This window comes from Curtobacterium sp. NPDC087082, assembly GCF_044745045.1.
In the GTDB taxonomy this organism is placed as follows: Bacteria; Actinomycetota; Actinomycetes; order Actinomycetales; family Microbacteriaceae; genus Curtobacterium.
Map to the genome: position 1 here is coordinate 309,139 of NZ_JBIUZN010000003.1, position 24,194 is coordinate 333,332.

At 71.8% G+C, this 24,194-nt stretch carries 29 protein-coding genes and 1 pseudogene; 7 read left to right on the forward strand and 23 right to left on the reverse strand.

Annotated elements, in window-relative coordinates:
- Window positions 1–55: 55 nt before the first annotated feature.
- Window positions 56–646 carry a TetR/AcrR family transcriptional regulator gene (locus tag ACIPEP_RS10465; protein WP_402717216.1) on the forward strand — a complete coding sequence of 197 codons (591 nt, stop codon included), beginning with the start codon at window positions 56–58 and terminating at the stop codon, window positions 644–646.
- Window positions 647–966: 320 nt separating this feature from the next.
- Here the strand turns inward: ACIPEP_RS10465 and ACIPEP_RS10470 are convergent, their stop codons facing one another.
- A complete protein-coding gene (locus ACIPEP_RS10470; RefSeq protein WP_071303100.1) occupies window positions 967–1,818 on the reverse strand; it encodes an SDR family NAD(P)-dependent oxidoreductase in 852 nt (283 codons plus the stop codon).
- Between the two features lie 88 nt (window positions 1,819–1,906).
- Between ACIPEP_RS10470 and ACIPEP_RS10475 the strand changes: the two genes are divergently transcribed.
- Window positions 1,907–2,479 carry a TetR family transcriptional regulator gene (locus ACIPEP_RS10475; RefSeq protein ID WP_402717217.1) on the forward strand — a complete coding sequence of 191 codons (573 nt, stop codon included), beginning with the start codon at window positions 1,907–1,909 and terminating at the stop codon, window positions 2,477–2,479.
- A gap of 16 nt (window positions 2,480–2,495) precedes the next feature.
- Here the strand turns inward: ACIPEP_RS10475 and ACIPEP_RS10480 are convergent, their stop codons facing one another.
- The 14 genes from ACIPEP_RS10480 to ACIPEP_RS10545 form a co-directional block, all read right to left on the reverse strand.
- Window positions 2,496–2,732, reverse strand: a complete 237-nt coding sequence (locus ACIPEP_RS10480; protein ID WP_402717218.1) for a hypothetical protein — start codon at window positions 2,730–2,732, stop codon at window positions 2,496–2,498.
- Window positions 2,733–2,738: 6 nt separating this feature from the next.
- Window positions 2,739–3,122, reverse strand: a complete 384-nt coding sequence (locus ACIPEP_RS10485) for a hypothetical protein (RefSeq protein WP_402717219.1) — start codon at window positions 3,120–3,122, stop codon at window positions 2,739–2,741.
- Between the two features lie 51 nt (window positions 3,123–3,173).
- Window positions 3,174–3,311 carry a hypothetical protein gene (locus tag ACIPEP_RS10490; RefSeq protein ID WP_402717220.1) on the reverse strand — a complete coding sequence of 46 codons (138 nt, stop codon included), beginning with the start codon at window positions 3,309–3,311 and terminating at the stop codon, window positions 3,174–3,176.
- Window positions 3,312–3,471: 160 nt separating this feature from the next.
- The gene (locus tag ACIPEP_RS10495; RefSeq protein ID WP_402717221.1) at window positions 3,472–3,978 is read right to left on the reverse strand and encodes a flavin reductase family protein; all 507 of its coding nucleotides are present in this window, start codon (window positions 3,976–3,978) and stop codon (window positions 3,472–3,474) included.
- 95 nt (window positions 3,979–4,073) lie between these two features.
- Window positions 4,074–5,795: an MFS transporter gene (locus ACIPEP_RS10500; protein ID WP_402717222.1), complete on the reverse strand. Its 1,722-nt coding sequence runs from the start codon at window positions 5,793–5,795 to the stop codon at window positions 4,074–4,076.
- A 1-nt stretch (window position 5,796) separates the two neighbouring features.
- Window positions 5,797–7,122, reverse strand: coding sequence for an NtaA/DmoA family FMN-dependent monooxygenase (locus ACIPEP_RS10505; RefSeq protein ID WP_402717321.1), 1,326 nt, complete (start codon window positions 7,120–7,122; stop codon window positions 5,797–5,799).
- Window positions 7,123–7,127: 5 nt separating this feature from the next.
- The gene (locus ACIPEP_RS10510) at window positions 7,128–7,817 is read right to left on the reverse strand and encodes a cysteine hydrolase family protein (RefSeq protein WP_402717223.1); all 690 of its coding nucleotides are present in this window, start codon (window positions 7,815–7,817) and stop codon (window positions 7,128–7,130) included.
- Window positions 7,814–8,878 carry an LLM class flavin-dependent oxidoreductase gene (locus tag ACIPEP_RS10515; protein WP_402717224.1) on the reverse strand — a complete coding sequence of 355 codons (1,065 nt, stop codon included), beginning with the start codon at window positions 8,876–8,878 and terminating at the stop codon, window positions 7,814–7,816. Before ACIPEP_RS10515 ends, ACIPEP_RS10510 begins: the two co-directional genes overlap by 4 nt.
- A gap of 80 nt (window positions 8,879–8,958) precedes the next feature.
- Complete coding sequence (locus ACIPEP_RS10520; RefSeq protein WP_402717225.1) at window positions 8,959–10,086, reverse strand: ABC transporter substrate-binding protein; 1,128 nt, start codon at window positions 10,084–10,086, stop codon at window positions 8,959–8,961.
- Between the two features lie 240 nt (window positions 10,087–10,326).
- Window positions 10,327–11,172 carry an ABC transporter permease gene (locus ACIPEP_RS10525; RefSeq protein ID WP_083295048.1) on the reverse strand — a complete coding sequence of 282 codons (846 nt, stop codon included), beginning with the start codon at window positions 11,170–11,172 and terminating at the stop codon, window positions 10,327–10,329.
- A gap of 13 nt (window positions 11,173–11,185) precedes the next feature.
- Entirely contained in the window at window positions 11,186–12,013 is an 828-nt protein-coding gene (locus ACIPEP_RS10530; protein ID WP_402717226.1) for an ABC transporter ATP-binding protein, read from the reverse strand.
- Between the two features lie 175 nt (window positions 12,014–12,188).
- On the reverse strand, window positions 12,189–12,602 hold the full coding sequence (locus tag ACIPEP_RS10535) for a hypothetical protein (RefSeq protein ID WP_070416859.1): 414 nt from the start codon (window positions 12,600–12,602) through the stop codon (window positions 12,189–12,191).
- A gap of 21 nt (window positions 12,603–12,623) precedes the next feature.
- Window positions 12,624–12,965 (reverse strand): hypothetical protein, encoded by a 342-nt coding sequence (locus ACIPEP_RS10540; protein WP_402717227.1) that lies wholly within the window; start codon window positions 12,963–12,965, stop codon window positions 12,624–12,626.
- On the reverse strand, window positions 12,962–13,540 hold the full coding sequence (locus ACIPEP_RS10545; RefSeq protein ID WP_402717228.1) for a nucleotidyltransferase domain-containing protein: 579 nt from the start codon (window positions 13,538–13,540) through the stop codon (window positions 12,962–12,964). The genes ACIPEP_RS10540 and ACIPEP_RS10545 overlap by 4 nt, the downstream gene beginning before the upstream one ends.
- 240 nt (window positions 13,541–13,780) lie before the next feature.
- Here ACIPEP_RS10545 and ACIPEP_RS10550 point away from each other — a divergent pair, with 240 nt between their 5' ends.
- On the forward strand, window positions 13,781–14,929 hold the full coding sequence (locus ACIPEP_RS10550; RefSeq protein ID WP_402717229.1) for an ATP-binding protein: 1,149 nt from the start codon (window positions 13,781–13,783) through the stop codon (window positions 14,927–14,929).
- Between the two features lie 29 nt (window positions 14,930–14,958).
- Here ACIPEP_RS10550 and ACIPEP_RS10555 read toward each other — a convergent pair whose 3' ends face one another.
- Window positions 14,959–15,726 carry an SDR family NAD(P)-dependent oxidoreductase gene (locus ACIPEP_RS10555; RefSeq protein WP_402717230.1) on the reverse strand — a complete coding sequence of 256 codons (768 nt, stop codon included), beginning with the start codon at window positions 15,724–15,726 and terminating at the stop codon, window positions 14,959–14,961.
- Between the two features lie 68 nt (window positions 15,727–15,794).
- Between ACIPEP_RS10555 and ACIPEP_RS10560 the strand changes: the two genes are divergently transcribed.
- Window positions 15,795–16,373: a TetR/AcrR family transcriptional regulator gene (locus tag ACIPEP_RS10560; RefSeq protein WP_261645734.1), complete on the forward strand. Its 579-nt coding sequence runs from the start codon at window positions 15,795–15,797 to the stop codon at window positions 16,371–16,373.
- Between the two features lie 93 nt (window positions 16,374–16,466).
- On the opposite strand, the gene ACIPEP_RS10565 is transcribed toward ACIPEP_RS10560, so the two are convergent.
- On the reverse strand, window positions 16,467–17,414 hold the full coding sequence (locus ACIPEP_RS10565) for an aldo/keto reductase (RefSeq protein ID WP_402717231.1): 948 nt from the start codon (window positions 17,412–17,414) through the stop codon (window positions 16,467–16,469).
- Window positions 17,415–17,518: 104 nt separating this feature from the next.
- On the opposite strand from ACIPEP_RS10565, the gene ACIPEP_RS10570 reads away from it, so the two are divergent.
- The 3 genes from ACIPEP_RS10570 to ACIPEP_RS10580 are packed head-to-tail and all read left to right on the forward strand — an operon-like array spanning window position 17,519 to window position 18,944.
- Window positions 17,519–18,118 carry a TetR family transcriptional regulator gene (locus tag ACIPEP_RS10570; protein WP_229087305.1) on the forward strand — a complete coding sequence of 200 codons (600 nt, stop codon included), beginning with the start codon at window positions 17,519–17,521 and terminating at the stop codon, window positions 18,116–18,118.
- A 17-nt stretch (window positions 18,119–18,135) separates the two neighbouring features.
- Entirely contained in the window at window positions 18,136–18,552 is a 417-nt protein-coding gene (locus ACIPEP_RS10575; RefSeq protein ID WP_175495971.1) for a VOC family protein, read from the forward strand.
- Window positions 18,549–18,944 carry an arsenate reductase ArsC gene (locus tag ACIPEP_RS10580; RefSeq protein WP_402717232.1) on the forward strand — a complete coding sequence of 132 codons (396 nt, stop codon included), beginning with the start codon at window positions 18,549–18,551 and terminating at the stop codon, window positions 18,942–18,944. Before ACIPEP_RS10575 ends, ACIPEP_RS10580 begins: the two co-directional genes overlap by 4 nt.
- A 15-nt stretch (window positions 18,945–18,959) precedes the next feature.
- Here the strand turns inward: ACIPEP_RS10580 and ACIPEP_RS10585 are convergent, their stop codons facing one another.
- The 6 genes and pseudogenes from ACIPEP_RS10585 to ACIPEP_RS10610 all read right to left on the reverse strand — a co-directional run bounded on the left by ACIPEP_RS10585 (window position 18,960) and on the right by ACIPEP_RS10610 (window position 24,189).
- Window positions 18,960–19,229 carry a hypothetical protein gene (locus ACIPEP_RS10585; protein ID WP_402717233.1) on the reverse strand — a complete coding sequence of 90 codons (270 nt, stop codon included), beginning with the start codon at window positions 19,227–19,229 and terminating at the stop codon, window positions 18,960–18,962.
- A 25-nt stretch (window positions 19,230–19,254) separates the two neighbouring features.
- Complete coding sequence (locus tag ACIPEP_RS10590; RefSeq protein WP_071295318.1) at window positions 19,255–19,758, reverse strand: flavin reductase family protein; 504 nt, start codon at window positions 19,756–19,758, stop codon at window positions 19,255–19,257.
- A complete protein-coding gene (locus ACIPEP_RS10595) occupies window positions 19,755–20,273 on the reverse strand; it encodes an NADPH-dependent FMN reductase (RefSeq protein WP_092384449.1) in 519 nt (172 codons plus the stop codon). The genes ACIPEP_RS10590 and ACIPEP_RS10595 overlap by 4 nt, the downstream gene beginning before the upstream one ends.
- A 159-nt stretch (window positions 20,274–20,432) precedes the next feature.
- Window positions 20,433–21,608, reverse strand: a pseudogene (locus ACIPEP_RS10600) (NtaA/DmoA family FMN-dependent monooxygenase); the annotation flags it as partial.
- On the reverse strand, window positions 21,587–22,855 hold the full coding sequence (locus ACIPEP_RS10605; RefSeq protein ID WP_402717234.1) for an NADH:flavin oxidoreductase/NADH oxidase: 1,269 nt from the start codon (window positions 22,853–22,855) through the stop codon (window positions 21,587–21,589). The pseudogene ACIPEP_RS10600 and the gene ACIPEP_RS10605, both read right to left, overlap by 22 nt.
- Entirely contained in the window at window positions 22,855–24,189 is a 1,335-nt protein-coding gene (locus ACIPEP_RS10610; RefSeq protein WP_022907949.1) for an NtaA/DmoA family FMN-dependent monooxygenase, read from the reverse strand. Before ACIPEP_RS10610 ends, ACIPEP_RS10605 begins: the two co-directional genes overlap by 1 nt.
- Window positions 24,190–24,194 lie beyond the last annotated feature (5 nt).

The following is a 24,194-nucleotide window of genomic DNA, read 5'->3' on the forward strand; positions in this document are numbered from 1 at the left end:
TCCGCTGTCCCCCTTCGTGGACGGGCGTCCCACCCCACCAGCACCAGGAGCCACCGTGACCACCACCCCCGCGACGACGACGGCGACGGAGCCGTGCTCGCTGCGTGAACGGAAGAAGCAGCAGACCCGCTCGGCGCTGCACGACGCCGCACTGACGCTCGTCTCGGCGCACGGCCTCGACGGGGTGACCGTGGAGCAGATCTGCACCGACGCCGACGTCTCCCCCCGGACCTTCTTCAACTACTTCTCCTCGAAGGCGCACGCGGCGCTCGGGCTCGACACGGTCGAGGTCCCGCCGGCCGCCGCGACCTGGTTCGCCACCGCCGAGGGGCGCTTCATCGACGACCTGTGCGGCCTCGTCGCCGCCACCGTGCCCCTCTCGCAGGACCGACGCCGGATGAAGGAGCTGCTCGTGCTCCGCCCGGAGATGGCCCCGATGGTCATGCAGTGGATGGCCGAGTCCCGGCAGTCCCTGCTCGCCACGGTCGGCACGCGGACCGACGAGCAGACCGCCCGCACCGCGGTGGCCCTCGTCATGTCCGCGCTGTCCGAGGTGGCCCACCGCGAGACCGTCGGCGGGCCGGACGAGCTCGCGGTCCGACTGCGCGCCGTGGTCGGCGAGATGGGCGCGCTCGCCTCCGCCTGATCGGACGCCTGCCTGCGTGGACCCGCAGGCCGTTTCGGCATCCCGCAGGAGTCCTCCCACCGGGCGCGAAGGCTGCCTACGCTCCTCGCACCGGCCGCACCCGACGGCCGGTGCCCTCGCCCCGCGGCGCGCAACGGCGCGTGTCGCGGGGCGACCACGCAGCGACCGTCTCGAGCCGGGTGAACTTTCGCGCTCACCGACACGTCACGCGCGCACCGGCCCGTGGACTGTCGCCCAGCGCGTGGAGACGGTACCGCTTGTCGGACGGGAGGGACGGTGCAGGCTCGCACCGCGCCTCCCGTCCGTCAGGTGGTCGCGTCTCAGGCGCGTGCCAGCGGGTCCAGCTGCTCCGGCGTCGCGTCGGCCGCCTGCGTCGACCGGCTGAGCGCCTCGTGCCGCTCGTCCTCGGCCAGGAGCGCGCGGCCGGCGGCCGTCCCGTGCTCGAACGCGTCCGGGCCGACGAGCAGGCGGAGCGGCGGCTCGTCCATCGCCACGACCTGCAGCACGAGCTCGGCGACCAGGTCCGGGTCGCTCGCACCGATGCTCGTGCCCCCGTGCATCCGTGCGGACGCCCCGACGGTCGCCTCGTACTCCGGCCGGACCGGCGCGACCGTCATGGACGACCCCGCCCAGTCGGTGCGCATGCCGCCCGGCTCGAGGACGGTGACGCGGATGCCGAGGGGCCCGACCTCCTTCGCCAGCACCGAGGAGAACCCGCCGACGGCCCACTTCGCGGTCTGGTACGCGCCGAGCCCCGGCGTCGACATGCGCCCGCCGACGGACGAGACCTGCACGATGTGCCCGGAGCCCTGCTCGCGCATGACGTGCACGGCCTCCTGGCTGAGGGTCACCACGCCGAACAGGTTCGTCTCGACCTGGGCGCGGAAGTCGGCGGGGTCGACGTCCTCGATGCTGGCGAGGTTCGCGTACCCGGCGTTGTTCACGAGCACGTCGAGCCGGCCGAAGCGCTCGACCGCGGTGCGGACCGCTGCACGGGCGGCGTCGGGGTCGGTGACGTCGAGCGCGACCGGGACGAGCTCCGCGCTGGTGAGGTCGTCGAGGGCGTGGAGGTCCCGGACCCCGGCGACCACCTGGTGACCGGCGGCGAGGGCTGCGGTGACGATCGAGCGGCCGAGGCCCCGCGAGGCACCGGTGACGAGGAAGACGGACATGGTGTTCCTAACTGACTGGTTGGTTGACAGCGCTCATGGAACACCTCCGGTGCTCGCTTGTCAACCGTCCGGTTGATAACCTGAACGGATGCCGATGCCCCGCGACGCCGACGCCACCCGCGCCCGACTCCTCGTCGCCGCCCGCGACGAGTTCGCCGCGGTCGGGATCGCCGGCGCGCGCGTGGACCGGATCGCCGCCGCCGCCGCGAGCAACAAGGCGCAGATCTACCACTACTTCGGCAGCAAGGACGGCCTGTTCGACGCGGTCTTCGACGCGATGGTCGCCGAGACGCTCGACGAGGTCACGATCGACGCCGACGACCTGCCCGAGTACGCCGGACGCCTGCACGACTCGTACGCGCACCGGCCGTGGGTGCAGCGCCTGGCCACCTGGTACCGGCTCGAGCGGGGCGACACCTCGCACCCGATCGACGCCGTGGTGCAGAGCAACGCCGCCAAGCTCCGGGCGATCGAGGACGCGCAGCGGGACGGTCGGCTGCCGACTTCCTTCTCGGCGGCGGAGCTCCTCGGGATCGTCATCCACACGGCTGCGCTGTGGAGCGGTGCGACGCCGGAGTACGCCCGACTGACGGACGGGGTGGGGGCGGCGCGGCGGCGGGAGGTCGTCGTGGCGACGGTGGCGGCGGTCGTGCGGGGCTGAGCGGGTCCTGCGGCGCTCAGCCGCCCGTCGCGGCGAACACGCCGAGCACGATGCCGACGCAGAGCATGGCGATGCCCAGGGCCCGGAAGAGTGCCGTGGGCAACTGGGCGTGACGATCAGCTGCCTTCTTGCCCTGGACGATGCGCATCTGCCGCCGCAGGAAGTCGTGCATCGCCTCCGGCGACACCGCGGTCGCGCAGCCGAGGAGCACGAAGGCGCCGCCGAGGACCCAGAGCGCCAGCGCGTCAGTCAACGACGTTCACCGGAGGAGCAGCGCACCGGCGACGAGCATGACGAGAGCGATCACGACTGCGATCAGCCGTCCACGGTCGGAGGGCGGGTGGTTGCGGTTCCGCTGCACCACCCACGGGATGCACGCCAATCCGCCGACCACCAGCACGAGCCCGAGGACGAGTGGGAGTGCGTTCAATGCGGCTCCGTTCTCATTGACGCGAACTCCGTCACTTGTTCCTGGCTCGCCACGAGACCACGACCCGCACAACACGTACACGCCGAACAAGCCCGCGAGCGTGCCCCAGATGGCGACGCCGACCTCGGCGCGACCGGGCGAGAGGAGCGTGACCACACCGAGTGCGATCGCGACCAGGGCGATGATCGTCGGAAGCAGGAGGTTTCCCTTCATCCTGAACATCGGAAGCCCCTCTCCGGGCGAGGTGTCCGGCCCCGGACGGCATCAGATCACCACGGCGTTCTGCCCGAGCAGCGGACGAAGGGATGCCTTCATCGCGCGCGAGATCGGTCGCGGGATGAGCGCGCACAGCAGCCCACCCGAAGCGGCGAGCAGACCGACGATGAGGATGGACAGCGGCATGCGTTCCCAGGGATGTTCGTGGTGCCTCCTCATCGCTTCGTGCCGAGCCGACGAGCACAGTGAGGAGGCGGCCCTGTGCACGCATCGTGAACGCTACCGAGCTTCCCTCGCTCTTGCTCGCCCCGTGCTGGGAGGGACGACGGCGCCAGCGCCCTCGTGGTCACGGCTGCGCGTCGACGGCGACCCTCGAGCGCGCCGGCCGGTGCCAGACCAGCGCCGACCGGGCGGCATCCCGCGCGACCCGGAGGACACGGAGCACCACGATGTCGTGGTCGCCCGCGCGGTGGACGCCCTCGACCGAGCACTCGAACCACGAGTGGGCACCGTCGAGGAAGACCGCACCGGACCCGGCGGCGGCGTACTCGATGCCGTGCAGGCGCCGCGCACGGTCCCGGGACGCCAACTGCGCCGTGTGCGGCCCGTGTCCGTCGCCGAGCACCGAGATGCCGAGCGTCGGCGCTGATGCGAGGTCGGGCCACGTCGTGGACGAGTGCTGCACGGCGACCGTCGCCAACGGCGGGTCGTAGGAGACGCCGACGGTGAAGGACGTCGCCACCATGACCACGGGGGAACCGTCGACGCACGCGGCGATCGCGGCCACGACGGAGGGCACCTCGGCGATGGCCTCACGGATGTCGAGCGGGTCCTCGATGAAGTGGTCGTGCACGGGGTCCTCCTCGGGGAACGAGTGGTCGGGGACGAGCGGTCGGGGACGAACGGTCAGGGACGAACGGTCGGGGACGAACGGTCAGGAGCGAACGGTCAGGAGCGGGCGAGCACCGCACGGGCCCGACGCTCGTCGGACCGCATCGCGGCGACGAGCGCGTCCGGCCCGCGGAACGTGCGCTGGCGTCGGATGCGCCGGCCGACGGTGAGCTCGACGACCGAGCCGTACAGGTCGCCGTCGAAGTCGAGCACGTGGATCTCGACCGTGCGCGGTCGGTCGGGGAAGGTGCTGTTGCTGCCGATCGACACGAGGGCCTGCCGTGGCGGAGCGCCGACGGGAGCCGCGAGCCATCCGACGTAGACCCCGTCGACGGGGACGGGAGCAGGAGACTCGTCCTCGGGCCGCAGGTTCGCGGTGGGGAACCCCAGGTCGTGCCCGACCCCGGCACCGTGGACGATCACGCCGGTCAGGACGACCGGGGCACCCGGACGGCCGGACAGCGCACGCGCGGCGACCACGGCACCGCAGGCCACGAGCGCGAGCGCACCGAGCGCGACCGCGTCTCCCGCGGTGGCGAGCAGCACGGCCGTCGCGGTGCTGCCGAGCACGGCGCCGAGCTGCTTCACGGTGTTGAAGACGCTCGATGCCGCCCCGACCGTCGCGGGACCCGCACCGAGGACCGCGGCGAGGGAGAACGGCGACCAGACGAACGCGTTCGCGATCCCGAACCCGGTGAAGGCCGCGGCGATCGTCCAGAGGGGCGCCGCGGCACCGACGAGCACCGCGGTCAGTGCCACCGACACGACGAGCAGGACGGCACCGACCGTCGCGGTCGCCCGGGGCCCGGCGGTGTTCGTCATGCGGCCCACGAACGGCGCCGAGGCGAGGCACGCGACCCCCATCGGCACGAGCACGAGGGCCGCCGATCCCGCACTCAGCCCGCGGGTCTGCTGCAGGTCGAGCATGAGCGGGATCGGGGCGGACCCGACGCAGAACGACGCGGCCGTGGCGCCCCACGACCCGGTCACGAAACCGCGGTCGCGGAAGAGGGCGAGCGGCACGAGGGCGCGGTCGCCGGCACGCCGCTGCCGGACGAGGACGGCTGCCACCACCGCGGCGCCGAGCAGGACCGCACCGCCACGGGCGACCGGGTCGGCGAGCAGCCCGGTGTCCGTGCCCTGCACGCCGACGACCACGCCGAGGACCCCCACGGTCACGCCGACGACGGCGAACAGGGGCAGCGGGACCGCGATGCGCCGGGAGACGGGCACGAAGCGGAGGACCGCGATCGCCGTGACGATCCCGACGGGCACGTTCACGAGGAACACCGACGGCCACCCCCACGCCTCGACGAGCAGCCCGCCGACGATCGGCCCGGCGACCGTCGCCGCCCCGCCGCCGGCGCTCCAGACGGCGAGCGCGACGGCGAGCCTCGGCGGTTCGAACAGCGACCGGATCACGGTCAGGGACTGCGGGGTGAGCAGCGCAGCGCCGAGGCCCTGGACCGCACGCCAGGCGACGAGGGCGCCGATCCCGGGCGCGGCCGCGCACCCGACGGAGGCGATCGTGAAGACCGCGAGCCCGACGAGGTACACGCGCCGGTGTCCGAACCGGTCGCCGAGCCGGCCCGCCACGAGCAGCGGGACGGCGAACGCGAAGAGGTAGGCGCTGTTCACCCACACCGACGTCGACGCGTCGGCACCGAGGTCACGCCCGAGGTCGGGCAGGGCGACGGACACGATCGTGCTGTCGAGCAGGAGCATGAAGAAGCCGAGGCAGAGCCCGCCGAGCGCGAGCCACCGACGGGCCGGGGTCACCTCACACCGCCAGGTTCTCGCGGAGCGTGGCCCCCGGGTACCGTGGCGCGAGGGCCCCGCGGCAGCGGAGCTCCGGCACGAGCAGCTCGCTGAGGTCGGCGAACCCGGACGGCATCCCGAGCGGACTGGACAGCATGTAGCCGCCCCGCCCACCGGTCGCGGCGAAGTTCTCCTGGAGCGCGTCGGCCACCCCCGCGGCGTCGCCGACGAGCATGTGGTCGAGGCCGGTCGCGGCGCGCCACCCGTGCTCGAAGAAGTCGTCGCGGTCCATCGTGTGGTCCTCACCGAACTCGGCGACCAGGCTGCCGACGAGTCCGGCCGGGCTCGCCTGGGCGGCGACGATCTCGTCGCGCAGGTCCCCGAGCCGGAAGGAGGCCGGCAGCGTCGAGAAGTCGTACCCGGCGTTGTGCGAGATGAAGGTCCCGACAGCCTCGCGGTTCCAGAACGACAGGAGCGAGTCCCGTCGGGCCTGGGCTTCGGCGAGCGTCGCGCCGACGATCACCTGGGTCGCCCAGAGGATCCCGACCCCGGCGGGGTCCCGTCCGGCGTCCGTCAGTGCCGCGTCGAGGGCGTTCCGGTGCCGGAGCTGCCCGGCGACGCTCGCCCCGAACCCGAACACGAGGTCGGCGAACGACGCGCTCGCGGCGATGCCCCGCGGCGAGTTGCCCGCCTGCACGACGACCGGGTGGCGCTGCGGACTCGGGACGCTGGCGAGCGGCCCCCGCACCTTGAAGAACCGGCCGTCGTGGTCGATGGGGTGCACACGGGACGGGTCGGCGAAGCGCCCGGTCGCCCGGTCGCGGACGATCGCGTCCGGCGCCACGGAGTCCCAGAGCGCACGGCAGACGCCGATGAACTCCTCCATCCGCTCGTACCGGAGGTCGTGGTCGATCAGGTGGTCGGAGCCGTAGTTCGCGGCGTCCGCACCCCGCGAGGACGCGACGACGTTGAACGCCATCCGGCCGCCCGTGACGTGGTCGAGCGAGTTGAGCAGCCGCGCGGTGGAGAACGGGTGCGTGAAGGTCGACGAGTAGGTGAGTCCGAACCCGATGTGCTCGGTCACCGTCGACATCGCCGCGATGACCGGCGACATGTCCTGCCGCGGCCACTGGATCCCCCACTCGACCGCCGGGTCGATGCTGCCGCGCCACGTGCTCGGGACGCCCGAGCCGTCACCGAAGAACAGCATGTCGACGCCGGCGCGCTCGGCCGTCCGGGCCACCTCCATGTACATGCGGACGTCGGGGAAGTCCTGGCCGACCCAGCTGCCGGGTGCCGCCCAGCGCCCCTCGGTGTGGGTGAAGGACAGGTCGTAGGCGATGTGCATGCCGCTCACCGGGCACCCACCGGCGATGCCGCCCACGCCTGCCACAGCGCGGTGGTCTCGGCAGCGTCCGTGACGACACCGACGTTGAGCTCGATCATCGTGAGTGCGGCGTCGTGCACGTCGATGTCGTAGGCGGCGGTGGCGTCCGACGGCACCACGACGGGCCAGCCGAGCTGCATCGCGTCCTGCGCCGTCGCGAAGACGCAGCACTCGGACGTGAGTCCCACGACGGTCAGCCAGCCGATCCCTGCGGTGGTGAGCCGCGCCTCCAGGTCCGTGCCGAGGAACCCGCTGTAGCCGCGCTTGACGACGCGGGTCTCACCGGGCGCCGGCGCCGTGCGGTGCCACTCGGCGCCGGCGGTGCCGATGCGGCAGGGCTCGTCCTCCGGCATCGGTCCGTCGAGCGCACCGCCGCGCAGCCACGTGCTGCTGTGCCACGGGGCGGACGGGTCGCTGCCGAGCTCGACCCAGACGACGGGGACGCCGGTGGCTCGCGCCTCGTCGACGAGGGCGCCGATCCGGACGATCGCGGCGTCCACCGCGGCGAACGCACGGTCGTCGAGCCCGTAGCCGGCGATGCGCGCGGGTTCACCGAAGTCGCGCTGGACGTCGACGACGACGAGCGCCGGCGTGCGGCCACCAGCGTCCAGCAACCGGGCGAGTCGCGGGTCGAGCCCGCCGCTGCCGCCGGTCACCGGACGACCGCCGCGTCGTGCTGGCGGAGTGCCGGCAGGACGGTCTCGCCGAAGCGGACCATGTCCTGGTCGTACTCGGGGAAGATCAGCATGAGGCCGTCGAGCTCGCCCCGGTCGACGATGTACTCGATGTGCTCCGTGACGGTCTCGGCGGAACCGGCGACGTACGCGGTCTGGAACGCGTCCTCACCCGCAGCACCGTCCGCCCACGCACGGGCCTGCTCGGCGGGGACGCCCCACGACGCCCGCATCGAGGCCAGTGCCTCGCGGTCGACGCCGGCACCCCAGTCGCGCACCTTCCGCTGCGCGGCCTCGTCGGTCTCGTCCTGCACGACGGTGAGCATCGAGTAGGTCCGGCACACCCGACCCTCGTCGGCCGCCCGGTCGTGGACGTCGCGGGACAGGTCGCGCATCTCGTCGAGGCTGTCCGCTGCGAGGAACGCACCGTCGGCGTACTTCGCCTGGAACGCGCGAGCAGCCTCGGACTTGCCGGCGCTGATGATCGTCGGCCTGCTGGCCGGGTGCGGGCGGGACTCGCAGGCGTCGAGGTCGAAGTACGGCGTGTGCATCGTGACGCTGTCCTCGGTCCAGAGGCGGGTGACCGCTTCGGTCCAGAGCTCGGTCATCCGGTAGCGGTCGGCGTGGCTGAGGCCGGCGTCCCAGATCCCGAACTGCTCGAACTCGGCCGCGTAGGCCCCGTTGACGATGTTCATGCCCGCCCGACCTCCGGAGAGGTCCTGCAGCGTCGTGTACATCTTCGCCGCGACCGCCGGGTTGTGGACGTTCGCGTGCATGGTCGCCCAGATCTTCACGCGCTCGGTCGCCTCGGCGATCCCGGCCATCATCGTCATCGACTCGAGGGAGCGTCCCCAGTGGTCGGTGCTCCCGCCGAAGCCGCGCCACTTCGCCATCGACATCACGAAGTCGAGGCCGATCGCTTCGGCGTGCAGGGCTGCGCGCTTGTTCCAGGCGTAGGTCGCCTCGGGGTGGGGGGCGGTGTCGGACAGCATCCATCCGCCGTTGCCGATCGGGAGGAAGATCCCGTACTCCTTCGCGGGCATGGTGCGCCGCCTCTCTGGTCGTTGCTCGGTGCGTGTCACGTCGTGCCGGGTGGGTCGCGCGTCCGCGCGACCCACCGTGGTCACGGCGCGGGCCAGACGGTCTCGCCGTCCTTCGTGATCGCGTCGATGTACTCGTTCGTGAACCAGCTCTTCGCGTCGTCCGCGGTCACCGAGCTCTTCACGATGTCGAACTGGTGCAGCATGTCGACGAGCTTCGACACGTTCTCGGGGTCGATGCCCCCGAGCGGCTGGCCCGGCGTCGGGTTGTCCGCGATGACCTTCGTCTCGGTCGTCCAGATCTTCGCGTTCTGCGCCTCGTCGTAGGTCGCGCCGGAGAGCTTCGCGGCGTACCCGACGCACTGCTTCGTCTTCGCGGCGCTCGACGAGCAGAAGTCGTAGGCGTGCAGGGCGGCGCGCAGGACGTCCTCGACGGCGGTCGGGTGGGCCTTCGCGAACGCGGGGTTCACGGCCATCGCGCCGATCGACGAGGGGATCCCGTAGTCGACGGGCTGCCACACGGTGACGTCGTCGCCGGCGGCCTCGAGCAGGTTCGGCTCGTTCGACACGAAGCCGGTGAGGGCCTCGAGACCGTTCTGCTTGCGCGGCAGGACCGAGGGGTCGTAGCCCTCCTTCACGAGGGTGAGCGAGTCCCAGTCCACCCCGGCCTTCTCCATCATCGCCCGGACGGAGGCGGGGACGTAGCCCTTGTGGCCGACGACCTTCCCGTCGAGCTGCGGGAGCTTCGTGATGTCCTTGTTCGTCATCAGGATGTCGAGCCCGGCGTTCGAGTACGACGAGATGCCGGTGATGTCGATGCCGTTCGCCCGGGCCTGGATGAGGTCCTGCTCCGCGACGGCCGACACGGTCGCCTGGCCGCTCGCGAGGAGCTTGGTGTTCTGCGCGGTGTCGCCCGACCCGGGCTTGAGGGTGACGTCGAGGCAGAGGTCCTTGAAGTAGCCCAGTTCGTCGGCCGCGATGTACTCGAGGATCGACGCCGAGGACTGGTACTGGTAGCCGGACAGGTAGGTGATGGGGCCGGCGGCCTTGTTCTCCTTGCACCGTTCGGCGGAGATGGCGCTGCCCTCGGACGAGCCGGTGCCCGCGCTCGAGCCAGTGCTGCAGCCGGTGAGGGCGAGGGCCACGGCGGCGGTGGCGGCGAGGGCCGCGAGCGCGGCCGTGGTGCGGTGCGGGCGGGTGCGGTGCTGCATGGTCACTCCTGTGGGAAGGGATGGGTGGTGCAGGGCGGGGGCGGGGCGGGGCGGGGCGGGGCGCGGGTCGAGTGGGTCGGGGTGCTCGCCGGGTGTCGGCCTGGAGGCGCGGCTGGCGTCGCGTGGGCAGGCTCGCGCCGACGGGTGGTGCTGCTGGGCGGCGGTGCGGTGGTGCGGTGGCCGGGCGGTGCGGCGGGTGGCGGGGCGGCGGGGCGGCGGGGCGTCGGGCGGCGGTCGCCGTCAGTCGTTCGCGGTGCGGTGCCAGCGGAGGACCCGCCGCTCGACGAGCGAGATGAGTCCGAGCAGGACCACGCCCATCACCGCGAGGATCGCGATCGCGGCGTACACCACGGCGAGCTGGTTCATGGACGACGCCGTGCTGATCACGGTGCCGAGTCCGCCCGTCGACCCCGACGCGGAGAGTTCCGCCACGACCGCGCCGATGATCGACAGCGGGAACACGATGCGGAGCGCCGCGAAGACGAACGGCAGGGCGTTCGGGATGCGCAGGTGCACGAGCATCTCGAGGCGGGACGCGTCGATCGTCCGGTACACCTGCAGCACGGGCTGCGGGACGGACCGGAGCCCGGCCGCGGTGTTGATGAGGATCGGGAAGAAGCAGATGAGCGCCGTGATCACGAGCTTCGGCAGCGGGCCGAACCCGAACGCCACCACCAGGGCCGGGGCGATCGCGACGAGCGGCGTCACGTTGAGGACGATCGCGATCGGCATCACCGCGCGGCGGACGATCGGCAGCTCGCTCGTCAGCACGGCGAGGACGAACGCGGCCACGAACCCGATGCCGAGGCCGACGAGCGACTCGACGAGGGTGATCCCGGCGTTCTGCAGGTAGTAGGGCAGCTGCGTGGCGAGGGTCTCCCCCACCGCGGGCAGCGGCGGCAGCAGGTACGGCATCGTCGTCGCGCCGATCTGCCAGAGCACGGCGAGGACGGCGAGCATCACGACGAGGGGCGCCCAGACCGTCGGACGGATCCAACCGGGGAGCGGCCGACGGGTCGCTGCGGCCTCGGACTCGGCGGTGGTGGTCGTGGCGGAGGCTGTGGAGGTCGTGCTGGTGGTGGTCATCGTGTCGTCTCCCTCAGGCCGCGTCCGTCGCACGCCACGCGCTGTGCAACCGCGTGCGGACGAGGTCCTCGTACTCGTGGAAGCGCCGTTCCTCGAACAGACGCTGGTTCCGCGGTCGCGGCAGGTCGATGTCGATGACGTCGACGATGCGCCCGGGACGCGGCGCCATCACGACCACGGTGTCCGACATCCGGACTGCCTCGGACACCGAGTGCGTGACGAAGAGCACCGTCGTCCGCAGCTCGTCCCAGAGGTCGAGCAGCTGGTCCTGCAGGGCCTCGCGGGTGAACTCGTCGAGGGCCGAGAACGGCTCGTCCATGAGCAGCACGTCGGGGCGCAGGCCGAACGCCCGGACGATCGCCGCACGCTGTTGCATGCCACCGGAGAGCTGGGCGGGCAGCTTGTCCTCCGCCTCGCCGAGCCCGGCCATCCGGAGCAGCTGTCGCATGTCCGGGCCGCTGTCCGCACCGCGCTCAGCGAGGTCCTCGATGGCGGCGCGCCGACGCCCGGCACCGGGGTTGACCCGGCCGGCGAGGGAGACGTTCTGCAGCACGGTGAGCCAGGGCAGCAGCGCCGGCGTCTGGGGCACGAGGCCGATGAGCTTCGCCGCGCACGCCTGCGCCGGGGTGACGCCGTGGACCTGCACGTCGCCACGGTCGGCGGGCTCGAGGCCGGCGACGAGCCGCAGCAGCGTCGACTTCCCGCAGCCGCTCGGGCCGATGAGCGACACGAACTTCGCGGGCTCGATCGTCAGCTCGACGTCGTCGAGGGCCACCATGGCGCTCGGACCGCTGCCGTACACCTTGCGCACCGCGTCCACCCGGACCGCTGCTGTGGTCATCCGTTCCTCCATACCGTCGGCGAGCACGCAGGCTCGGTCTCGTATGGCGGAGAGCGTGCGTCGCGAGCTCGGGTTCGTCTGCGACGCGGAAATCCGCTGCTGGTGATGAGGTTAGGACGCTCGTGTTACGGAGTCTGGCCACATGTGTTGCGAACGTGTGAACGACTGCACGGGGTCAGCGCTGCGAGGGCGCCGCCGTCCGCCCGTCCCAGACGAGCACCTCGATCCCGAGGTCCTCGGCGGCCACCGAGACCCACCCGGCGAGCGCCCGCGCTGCCGGTTCGGCGACGACGAGGACGGCCCGCTCGGCTCCGGGGACGGACTGCCGCAGCCACAGCAGCTTGAACAGGTCGGCCATCACCTTGTTGCGCCAGGCCGGCTTGTAGGCGCCCTGGTTCGCCACGAGCTGCACGACCACGCGGTCGTCGGCGTCGATGCCCTCGACCTCGACCCGGGCACGGTCGAGCACGACGGTGCGGGGACGGAGGACGAGCCCGAGTGCGGTCCCGGTGTCGTCGAGCATCCGCCGCTCGACGGAGTCGGGGGCGAACCGGCCCCAGTCGGAGCGGGCGTCGGGGACCTCGGTCATGTCGGCAGTGTAGGCGGCCGCTCAGTCCGAGCGCGCCGCCGACTCCAGTGCCTCGGCCGCCGCCCCCGCGCGCACGATGTCCGTGTCACTCACGGACTTCGCGTTGTACTCGGCCTTGTTCTTCACGGCGAGGAGTACCTCGAGGTGCTTCGCGACGCAGATCGCGTCCGCCGCGGCGATCCCGCTCAGCACGCACTGCACGACGAAGGCGTTCGCGAACGGCGACGTCGAGGTGAGCACCCCCGACTCTCCCCCGAGCTCTCGCAGCGTGTCGGCAGCGTCGAGGAACTCGGTGGCCTTCGCGAGTCGGCCCCGGCGGAACGACTCGTCGCCCTGCGCGGTGGTGCCGGTACGCGGTGTCACCCGGCCAGCGTACGGAGCTTCCGGGACAGCCAACGACCATCACCTGCGATGGGAACACCGTCCCTGGCGACGGACGCGAGGAGCGGATCCGCAGCCTCGATCTCGCTCTCGTCGAAGACCACGGGACGCACGACGTTCCCGGTCCACCTCTGCGCGCGTTCGCACAGCGCGTGGACGGCGTCCTCCGCCTCGGGACGACGCCCGGCGATGACGACGAAGCAGAGGTCGAGGTCACTGTCCGGCCGCATCTCACCCCGGGCACCGGAGCCGAACACGGCCGCGTACCGGAGTGGGAGGCCGTCGCACCCGACGGTGAGCCGCTCGAGGAGCTCGCGCCGCATGTCCGCCAGCGCTCGGACCGCACCAGCGGCGAGGTGGTCGGGGTTCAGCGCGAACGCCTTCGTCCGTCCGGTCCGGAACCCGGTGACGATGCCCTGTTCCGTCAGCCGGTCGGCGCTGTTCCGCACACCGGCGTACGAGCGATCGGGCACGAGCCGACTGATGTCCGCGATCGTCATCGGTCCGGCCGCTCGGGAGAGCACCATCAGCACGTCGCCGTCGACCGCAGTGGTCACGGAGGCGAACGGACGTTGGAGCTGCATAGTGGTAGAAAACTACCGCAATCGGTAGTTTTCTACCACTCCGCCCCCTGTTGGTAGATCACCTCAGCATCCGTCGTTCGCGGAGTCGGGGGCGAACCGGCCCCAGTCGTAGCGGGCGTCGGGGACCTCGGTCATGTCGGCAGTGGAGGCGGCGTCACCCGCGCCGATACACTGTTATGAAAGAGCAGTTTCATAACAATCGATCGAGGATTGATGCAGCCGAGTCCGTACACGCCCGGAGAAGTCGCACGGATCGTGCCCGGTCGCGCCCGGCAGCTCGCCGAGGTCGACGAACGCCTCTCGACGCTCATCGACCTCGGGCGGCTCGTCGGACGGATCCGCGTCGACCACGCCGCCCGAGGATTCGGGAAGACGTCGCTGCTCCGCGAGTACCAGCGACGCGCGTCGGCCCGCGGCGCGGCGACGGTGTGGGTGACCGCGGGCGAGGAGCAAGGACTCATCGCGCAGATCGCAGCGAGTGTCCACACCATCACGGACGGCTTGGCCGAGCACGTCAGGACCGGGCTGCGGGAACGGATCGAGACACTGCAGCTCTCGGTCGGGGTCCCCGGCATCGCGACCGCGACCAGCACGTTCCGACCACCGACCGACGGTGACCGTCCGGACCAGTCCGGAGCGCGTGCTCTCGAGGCAGTGATCCGGGCGGCCGTCGCGGAACGACCACTGGTGATCCTGATCGACGAGATCCAGTCCGCAGATCCCTCGGGGCTCCGGACACTGGTGTACGCCTGGCAACATCTCCAAGCCGAAGGCGCGGACGTCCCGGCGGCCGTGTTCGCTGCAGGGCTCCCGAACGCACCCGAGACCATCGCCGGGATCGTCACGTTCAGCGAACGGCTTGCGTACCGCCCGCTCGGGCCGCTCCACCGCGAGGCCGAGGAGATCGCACTCATCGGACCCGCTCGCGCACTCGGGGTCCACTGGACGCAGCCTGCGGTCGACCGTGCGCTCGCGATCGCGCAGGGATACCCCTACTTCGTCCAACTCATCGCGGATGCGGCCTGGACGGCTGCAGGACGGCCCGATCCGGGAAGCGCCATCGAGCTCAGCGCGGTCGAGCACGGACGCGACGCGATGCAGGCGGATCTCGATGCCTTGTTCCGAGCACGATGGTCTGCATGCTCTCCGTCGGAACGACGCATGCTCGCAGCCATCGCTGAACACGGGGACGGGCCGGTGTCGCGCGCTGCGATCGCGGCGTCGCTGAACACGGGCAGCAACCAGCTCTCCACGCCCCGTGCACGACTGATCGACAAGGGACTCATCCAGCCCGCTGACCGCGGCACGCTCGAGTTCACGATCCCGGGCTTCGCAACGTTCGTCCGCGACAGCGAGACGTAGGCACCACCCCTCGCGGTCGGCTCCCCCGCTCAGACCACCGACCACCCGCCGTCGCTCGGCAGCACCGCGCCGTTCACGTTGGCCGAGTCGTCGCTGAGCAACCACGTGATCGCCGCCGCGAGCTGCTCGGGCTGCGCCACCGGCGGGATCGTCGTCTGCATGATCGGCCCCACCCGTCCGGCCGCGTACTCGCTGCGCATCGGCGCCTCGATGTTCGTCGCCACCGCACCGGGCGCGACGGCGTTGGCGCGGATGCCCTGTGGTCCGTGGAAGAACGCGACGCTCTTCGTGAACCCGGCGATCGCGTGCTTCGACGCCGTGTACGCAGCACCGGCGGCCGACGCCCGGAGCGCCGCCTCGGACGCCACGTTCACGACCGCACCGCGTCCGGCGGCGATCATCAACGGCAGGACCGCTCGGGTGAGCCGCATCGGCCCGGTGACGTTCACACTGAAGACGCGGTCCCAGGTGGCGTCGTCGACCTCGCTCGGCGGGAGGAACGCGTCCATGATGCCGGCGACGTTCGCGAGCCCGTCGACCCGGTCGCCCGCGGCGGCGAGGAGCGCGTCGATCGTCTCGGGCGCGGCGACGTCGCCGATGACGGTCTCGACGTCGAGGCCGGCGGCGTCGACGAGTTCGGCGCGCAGCACATCGAGCCGTTCGGCGACGACGTCGGTGGTGATCACCCGCCCGCCCTCGTTCGCGATGCGCGTCGCCGTGGCGCGTCCGATGCCGGAACCCGCTCCGGTGACGATGATGGTCCTGCCGGTGAACCGTCCGGCGGTGGTGTCGGTCATGTCGTCTCCTCACTGAGAGGCGCTCGCTGCGCCACCACAGTTGTAGCACTCAGTGCCGAAAGGAATCCATGAGCTCGACGAGCGACCGGCCGACCGGACGCCCGCGGACGATCGACCCCGCCGCGGTGTCGCTCGTCGCCCTGCGGCTCTTCGACGAGCAGGGCTTCGACGCCGTCTCGATGGACGACGTCGCGACGGCCGCCGGGGTCAGCCGCCGCTCGTTGTTCCGGCTCTTCCCGAGCAAGGCCTCGCTCGTGTGGGGCGGCCTCGACGAGTTCGCGGTGCGCTTCACCGACGAGCTCCGCCTCCGTCCGGCGTCCGAGTCCGCGTGGGTCGCGCTCCGCGCCGCGTACCGGGTCGGTGCCACGTTCCCGGACGACACGATCGAGATCACCCGCCACCGCCTGCGGGTCATCCGCGCGAACCCCTCCCTCGAGCGCGGTGGGGAGGCCGCGTCCACGGCCCTCACCGGGGTGATCGAGCGGTTCGTGGCCGAGCGGGACGGCGGCTCGGTCGACGACCTCGCGACGCGGGTCCGCGCACACGCCCTCGCGGCGGCGGCGAGCACCGCGCTCACGTGGTGGGCGACGCACGGCGAGGGCCGCCCCGAGGACGTCGTCGACGAGGCCCTCGCGCTGTTCGGCTGACGGACCGGGGGCGCGACGGACGGGAGGCGCGGTGCGGGCCCGCACCGCGCCTCCCGTCCGTCACCGGTCGCGCCCACTGCGCACCGACGCCGGTCAGACCCGGCTCTCGATGCGCTTGCCGCGCACGTCGCGCGAGAGCGCGTCGATGCGCGCCAGGTCGTCGGCCGTGAGGACGACACCGGCCGCCGCGACGTTCTGCGCGACCCGGTCGGGGTTCTTCGACCCCGGGATCGGGACGACGTCGTCCCGCTGCGCCAGGATCCACGCGAGGGACAGCTGCGAGAGCGAGACGCCGTGCTCGTCGGAGATCGCGGTCAGTGCCCGGACGACCGCGACGTTCTGGTCGAAGTGCTCCGGTGCCCACCACTCGAGCATGTGCCGGATGTCGTCCTCGGGGTAGGCGGACCGCGGCTGGACGGCCCCGCCCAGGAACCCGCGCGCGAGCGGGGAGTAGGCCACGAGCCCGATGCCGAGCTCGTCGACGAGCGGGAAGAGTTCCTCGGACTCCCGGGCGAACACGGAGTACTCGGTCTGGAACGCCGAGATCGGGTGCACGGCGTGGGCCCGACGGAGCTGGTCGCCGTCGGTGTTCGAGAGCCCGAGGTACTTGACCTTGCCGGCCTGTACGTACTCCGCCATCACGCCGACGACGTCCTCGATCGGCACCGCCGGGTCGTGGACGTGCTGGTAGAGGAGGTCGATCGAGTCGGTGCCGAGGTTCCGCAGGCTCTGGTCGACGACCTCGCGGATGTGCTCGGGGCGGGAGTCGGGCGCCCAGTCGTCCGCGGTGAAGCCGAACTTGGTGGCGATGGTGACCTCGTCGCGGACGGGCGCCAAGGCCGCACCGAGGAGTCGTTCCCCGGCACCCCACCCGTACATCTCGGCGGTGTCGAAGTGGGTGACGCCGAGGTCGTGCGCGCGACGGATCGCCGCGATGGACTCGGTGTCGTCGGCGGGCCCGTACGCGAAGACCGTCCCCATCGCGCCGTAGCCGATGGATCCGACCGTGAGGCCCTGGGTCCCGAGAGTGCGCTGCTGCATGTGCCGTCCTTCCGTCGTGTCTGGCGATACGATGACACTGTACGCCCGTTCTGTCAGTCTATGACAACTTGGTCATGTCCCGCCTTCCTCGGTACGATGCCGTCGTGGGTGAGACGAGCGCGCGGACCGGACTGCGGGACATCACGCGTGAAGCCGTGCGCGCGCGGATCGCGGCGGTCGCCGTCGCCCGGTTCGACCGCGACGGGTTCGACGCCGTCACCGTCGAGCAGATCGCGGCCGAGGTCGGCATCTCGGCGCGGAGCTTCCACCGGTACTTCCCGGCGAAGGAGGACGCCGTCATCGGCGATCCACTGCGACACCGGGGTGCGCTCGCGGAGGCGCTCCGGGAGCGTCCGGACGACGAACCGGCCTGGACCGCGCTGCGCGAGGCGTTCGTCGGCATGATGGTCCGCGCCGACGAGGACCCCGAGTCCGGTCGGCGGTCGGTCCGCGTCATGATGTCGACGCCCTCGCTCCGCGCCCGCAACCTCGAGAAGCACCTCGCCTGGGCGGACGTCCTGACGCCGATCCTGACCGAGCGGCTGCGCGCCGGGGACCCCGACGGCGCCGAGCTCGGTGCGGCCGTCCTCGTGCAGGCCGCGCTCGGGTGCTTCGACGTCGCGATCGCCACCTGGTCCGTCACCGACGAGGACGCTCCGGCCCTGCTGCGCCGGACGTTCGACACGCTCGCCGCGGCGGTCTGAGCGGTAGGGTCCGGGGCATGAACGTGAACGGGCCCTCGCCCTACTTCCAGTTCGACGGCACCGCGCTCCAGGCACTCGGGCGCTGGCAGGACGTCTTCGGCGGCGAGCTCAGCATCGCCACCTTCGCGGACTTCTCGCGCACCGACGGCCCCGCCGACGCGGTCGCGCACGGGCAGCTCACCGGCGGCGGCATCACGCTGTTCGCCGCCGACGCCCCGACCGGCGAGACCTCGTTCTCGGCGACCGGGCTGCTCTTCTCACTGCTCGGCGCCGCCGAACCCGACGTGCTCCGCGGCTGGTTCGACGACCTCGCCTCGGACGGCACCGTCGTGGACCCGCTGCAGGAACGTCCGTGGGGCGACTGGGACGGCACCGTGCGGGACGTCTTCGGCGTCACCTGGCTGATCGGCTTCGAGGCGGCGGCACTCGCGTGACCGACCGCCCCACCGTGCTCTTCGTGTGCGTGCACAACGCCGGCCGGTCCCAGATGGCCGCCGGCTACCTGCAGCACCTCGCGGGCGACCGCGTCCGGGTGTTCTCGGCCGGCAGCGAACCGGCCGACCGCGTCAACGCCGTCGCGGTCGAGGCCATGGCGGAGGAGGGCATCGACATCGCGACTGCCGTCCCCGCCGTGCTCGAGACCGACACCGTGCGGGAGTCCGACGTCGTCATCACGATGGGCTGCGGCGACGCGTGCCAGGTGTTCCCCGGGAAGCGCTACGAGGACTGGGAGCTCGACGACCCGGCCGGGCAGCCGATCGACCGCGTCCGCCTCGTCCGGGACGCCGTCCGCGCGCGGGTCGAGCAGCTGATCGCGACCCTCTGAGCAGGGACCCCGACGCTACCGCTCGTCGAGCGCCAGCAGCGGTGCCCAGTACGCATCGGGCCCGTCGGCGATCACGGCGTCCGGTTCGAAGCGGAAGCCGTAGCCGCGGACGAAGTCGAGGGCCGCTGCTTGCTCCCCCGCCGCGTCGTCGTCCGCCTCGTCGAAGAGGTACTCGCCGTGTCCCATCCGGACGCCCGAGTCGCTGATCACCGTGAGGTCCCAGCGGCCCTCCTCGGCTCGTTCGATCCGCACGACGGCGGCCTGCTCAGCGGTGAAGTCAGCCATGCGGCGAGCATACGGACGTCACGCGTCAGGCGCTCAGCTTCGCGAACGACGACCGGTGCCAGACCAGGGGGCTGTGCGCGAAGTCGGACATCAGGCCGTTCACGCGGAGCACGACGATGTCGTGGTCGCCCGCCGGGTACGTGTGCTCCACCGAGCACTCCATCCAGATCGGTGCCCCCTCGAGGAACACCGCGCCCGTGTCGGACACCGTCGTGTCCACGCCGACGAAGCGCACGGACTTGTCGCGCGAGGCGAGCTGCCGCGTGACGTTCTCGTGCCGTTCGCCGAGCACCGAGACGCCGATCGACTCCGCTCCGGCCAGCGCCGGCCACGTGGACGACGAGTGCTGCACGGCGAACATCACGAGCGGTGGGTCCTGCGAGACGCCGACGGTGAACGACGACGCGACGAGCACGGTGGGGGCGCCGTCGACGATCGCGGAGAGTGCGGCGACGCCGCAGGGGAACCCGGAGAACGCCTGCCGGAGGAGCGTCGGGTCCGCGGACTCGGCGGTGTAGGGCTTGATCATGCGCTGGTGCCTTCCTTGGTCGGTGCGGATGCGGCGGCGAGGACGACGTCCCGCCAGCGGGCGAGCCAGCCCTCGGTCGACGACTCGTCGGTGTAGTGCTTGTCGTTCAGGTACAGGCCCTGCACGGGCACGGTGGCGCCGAGCTCGACGAGCACGGGCTTGAGGAACACCTCGGGGGCCATGTGGTGCGCGGGACCGGCGCCGAGCATGAGCGGGACGGCGGTCACCCCGGCGAGCCCGTCGGCCGTCGCGAACTGGTCGAGGAACAGCTTCAGGACGCCCGTGTAGGTGGCCTTGAACGTGGGCGAGGCGACCACGACGAGGTCGGACGCGGCGACGGTCGCGACCGCGGCCTGCACTCCGGGGTCGCCCCAGCCGAGGATCCCCGGGCCGAGGGCGATGACGTCGACGACGTGGTCGGGCGCGGACCCGGTGAGTCGTTCGGCGACGATCGTCGCGGCCTCGAGCGTGTGCGAGCCGGGCTTGGGGTTGCCGGCGACGACGGTGGTGATCATGGCGACCGTTCCTCTCTCTCGGATCTCATCCAACGCCGTGGCGGTTACCCCGTCGTGAAGGTGCCGTTACCGTTCATTGCGCGAGCCGCCCTGGTGGTGACCACACGGAAACCGCAGGTCAGGGGCGGAGTCGAGCCGCGCCTCCCGGCAACTCGCGTGTCAGAACGCGAGCAGGTTCTCGCGGAACGTCTCGTGCTCGTAGCCGTCCCTGATCAGACCGCGGCGTCGGAGCACCGGCGCGAGTCCGTCGCAGACCTCGGTGAGGTTCTTCCGGGTCACCGGGAGTCCGACCAGGAAGCCGTCGGCGCCCGAGGCGGCGATCGCCTCCTCCATCTGGTCGGCGACCGTCTCGGGGCTGCCGACGAGCCGGACCGATCCCGTGGTGTCGCGCTGCGCGGGGAGGGCCTCGCGGAGCGTCTTGCCGTCGGCCTTCGCCAGGAACGCCTCGATGACGCTCTGGTGCCCGTTGCTCTCGCCCTTGAGGTCCGCCGGCAGCGGTTCGTCGAGGTCGAACTGCGCGAAGTCGAACCCGGACGTGTACGACAGGTTCGCCAGCTGCGCGTCGATGTTCTCCCGGGTGGCGGCGAGCTGTCGGGCCTGTTTCGCCTCGGCCTCGTCGTCGGTGTCGGCGAGCACGGGCTCGACGAGGAACAGGATCTTCGCGTCCGTCTCCTCGCGGCCGAACCCGACCATCCGTCGGTGCATGTCGTCGACGTACTCGCGCATGGCGTCGACGCCCGGTGCCGAGGCGATGAGCGTGTCGGCGTTGCGCGCGCCGAGGTCGCGACCCGCCGGGGAGCCGCCGGCCTGGCAGACCACGGGGTGTCCCTGGGGGCTGGCGACCGTGTTGAGCGGCCCACGGGTGCGGTAGTACTTCCCCGCGAAGTCGGCGTACCGCACCTTCGTGTGGTCGGCGAAGACGCCGGTCGCCTCGTCGAGCACGAGGGCGTCGGCGTCCCACGTGTCCCAGAGCGCCCGGACCGCGTCGATCCACTCGTCGGCCATCGCGTACCGCTCGTCGTGCTCGAAGTGCTGGTCGTAGCCGTAGTTCTGCGCGGCCGCGTGCGGCGAGGCCGTGACGAGGTTGATGCCGACACGGCCGTGCGTCAGGTGGTCGAGCGTGGACATCAGCCGGGCCGCGAGGAACGGCGGGTAGAAGGGCGTCGCGGCGGTCGCGATGATGCCGAGGTGCTTCGTCGCGGCGGCGAGCAGCGGGACCAGCGGCATGGGGTCGTGCCGCACGATCGCGGAACGCAGCGAGTGCTCGAACGAAGAGCCGAACACGTCGGGGAGGACGGACGAGTCCTCGAGCATCATGAAGTCGAACCCGGCCCGCTCGAGCGAGGTGGCGGCGTCGACGAAGAGCTGCGGGTTGGCGACGTCGTGGCGGACGTTGCCGGACCACTGCCCGTTCCAGCCGTAGACGCCGAAGCCGTAGCCGAGGAACCAACCGAGGTGGAACATGGGTGTGCCTTCCGTGGGAGGTGGTGTGGTGCCGGACGGTGCTGCGCCCGGTGGTACGGCAGCGGGTGGTACTCGATGGAGGCGCCGAGCTCGGCGGCGGCGCGGAGCCCGAAGCGCGGGTCGCGCAGGAACTCACGGCCGACGAACACGACGTCCGCCCGGCCCTCGGCGACGACCGCCTCGGCCTGGTCGGCGGTGGTGACCAGCCCCACCGCGCCGACCGGTGCACCGGTGGCGGCCCGCAGCCGTTCCGCGTGCCCGACCTGGTAACCCGGGAACACCGGGATCTCGGCGTCCGGGACCATCCCGCCGGTGGACACGTCGAACAGGTCCGCGCCGGCCGCCACCGCCCAGGAGGCCGTGGTCGCCGTGTCCTGCTCGGTCCAGCCCCCGGGGACCCAGTCGGTCGCCGAGAAGCGCACCAGGATCGGGAACCCGTCGCCGAGGGCGGCGCGCAGGTCGCGGACGACGTCGAGCAGGAGGCGGGCCCGTCCGTGCAGCGAGCCGCCGTACTCGTCGTCGCGCGTGTTGGCGAGCGGGGACAGGAACTGGTGCAGCAGGAACCCGTGCGCGGCGTGCAGCTCGACGAACTCGAACCCCGCGTCGCGCGCCCGGACGCCCGCCGCGACGAACGCCCGGTGGATCCCGCGGACCTCGTCGGTGCTGAGTTCCCGCGGGGCCGCGTACCCGGTGTACGGCACGGTGGACGGTCCCACGACGGGCCACCCGCCGTCCGCCACGGGCACGGTGCCGCGGACCCGGTCCCAGCTCCGCCCGGTGGACGACTTGCGACCGCCGTGGCTCAGCTGGATGCCGATGCGGACGCCCTGGTCGCGGACGAACGCGGTGGTGGGGCGCCAGGCGTCGCGCTGCGCGTCGTCCCAGAGCCCGAGGTCGTACGGCGTGACCCGGCCCTCCGGGGTGACGGCGGTGCACTCCGCCACGATCGCCCCGGCGCCGCCGAGCGCGAGCCCGCCGAGGTGCACGTGGTGGAACGGGGTCGGCATGCCGTCCCGCGCCTCCACCGTGAACATCGTCAGCGCGGGCACCCAGAGCCGGTTGCGGAACCGGGTGCCGCGCAGCTCGATCGCCTCGAACAGCGCCGGGGCGCCCGGCATCAGAACGCCCGCAGGTTCTCGCGGAGCGTCGTGCCGGTGTACTCGTCGCGGATGAGCCCCCGGCGGCGCAGGGCCGGGGAGAGGCCGTCGGCCACCATCGCCATGTTGAGGCGGGTCGTCGGCATGTAGACGAGGAAGCCGTCGCCGCCGACGTGCTCCATGAACTCGCCCATCTTCGCCGCGACGGTGTCCGGCGAGCCGACGAACCCGAGGTCATTCACCTGGTGCGACGAGGCGACGACCTCGCGCAGCGTGCGGCCCTGCTGCCCCTCGAAGAGCTTCTCGATCGAGGTGTACTCGCCGTTCTGCTTCGAGATGTCGATGTCCTCGACCCGGGTGTCCGGGTCGATCGCGCCGAAGTCGATGCGACCACCGGACGTGTACGACATGTTCCAGAGGTTGTACTCGATCGCCTTGTCCGACGACATCGCGAGCCGGGCGGCCTCCGACGCGGCCTGCGCCTCGGCGTCGGTGGCGGCGATGGTCGGCGTGACGATGAACAGGAACTTCACGTCGTCCGGGTTCCGGCCGGCGGCGGCGACCCGGGCGCGCATGTCGTCGCGGTACGCCTTCGCGCTCTCGGGCGTCTTCGACAGGGCGATCATCGTGTCGTCGTGGAGCGCGGCGAGCTGCCGGCCCATCTCCGATCCACCGGCCGAGCAGATCGGGACGACGCCCTGCGGCCCCGGGATCGTGTTGAGCGGCCCGCGCGAGCGGAAGAACTCGCCGCGGTGGTCGATCGGGTGAACCTTCGTGTGGTCGGCGTAGACGCCCGCGACCGGGTCGGCGACCACGGCCCCCGGTTCCCAGGACCCCTGCAGGGCCTTGACGACGTCGGCCCACTCGATCGCCATCCGGTAGCGCTCGTCGTGGTCGAGGTGCTGCTCGTAGCCGTAGTTCTGGGCGACGCGGTCGGTGACGCTCGTCACGACGTTCATGCCGATGCGCCCCTCGGTGAGGTGGTCGAGCGTCGTGCCGAGGCGTGCGGCGAGGTACGGCGGGTACTGGATCGTCGAGAACGTCGGGACGATGCCGATGTGCTTCGTGGCCTGCGTCATGAGCGGGACGAGCGGCATGGGGTCGTTCTTCGGCGCCATGAACCCGCGCCGCAGCGAGGTGTCGGCGGTGCCGCGGTACGAGTCCTCGACCATCGCGGTGTCCTCGATGAGGATGTAGTCGAAGCCGCCGCGCTCGAGGTTCTTCGCGAGGTCGATGTAGATGTCGGGCTTCATCCAGTCGGTCACGTTCGTGCCGGTCCAGGGACCGTCGCCGTTCGTGTCGGACCAGGCCTGGATGCCGAAGCCGTTGCCGAGGAACCATCCGAGGTGGAACATGTGGA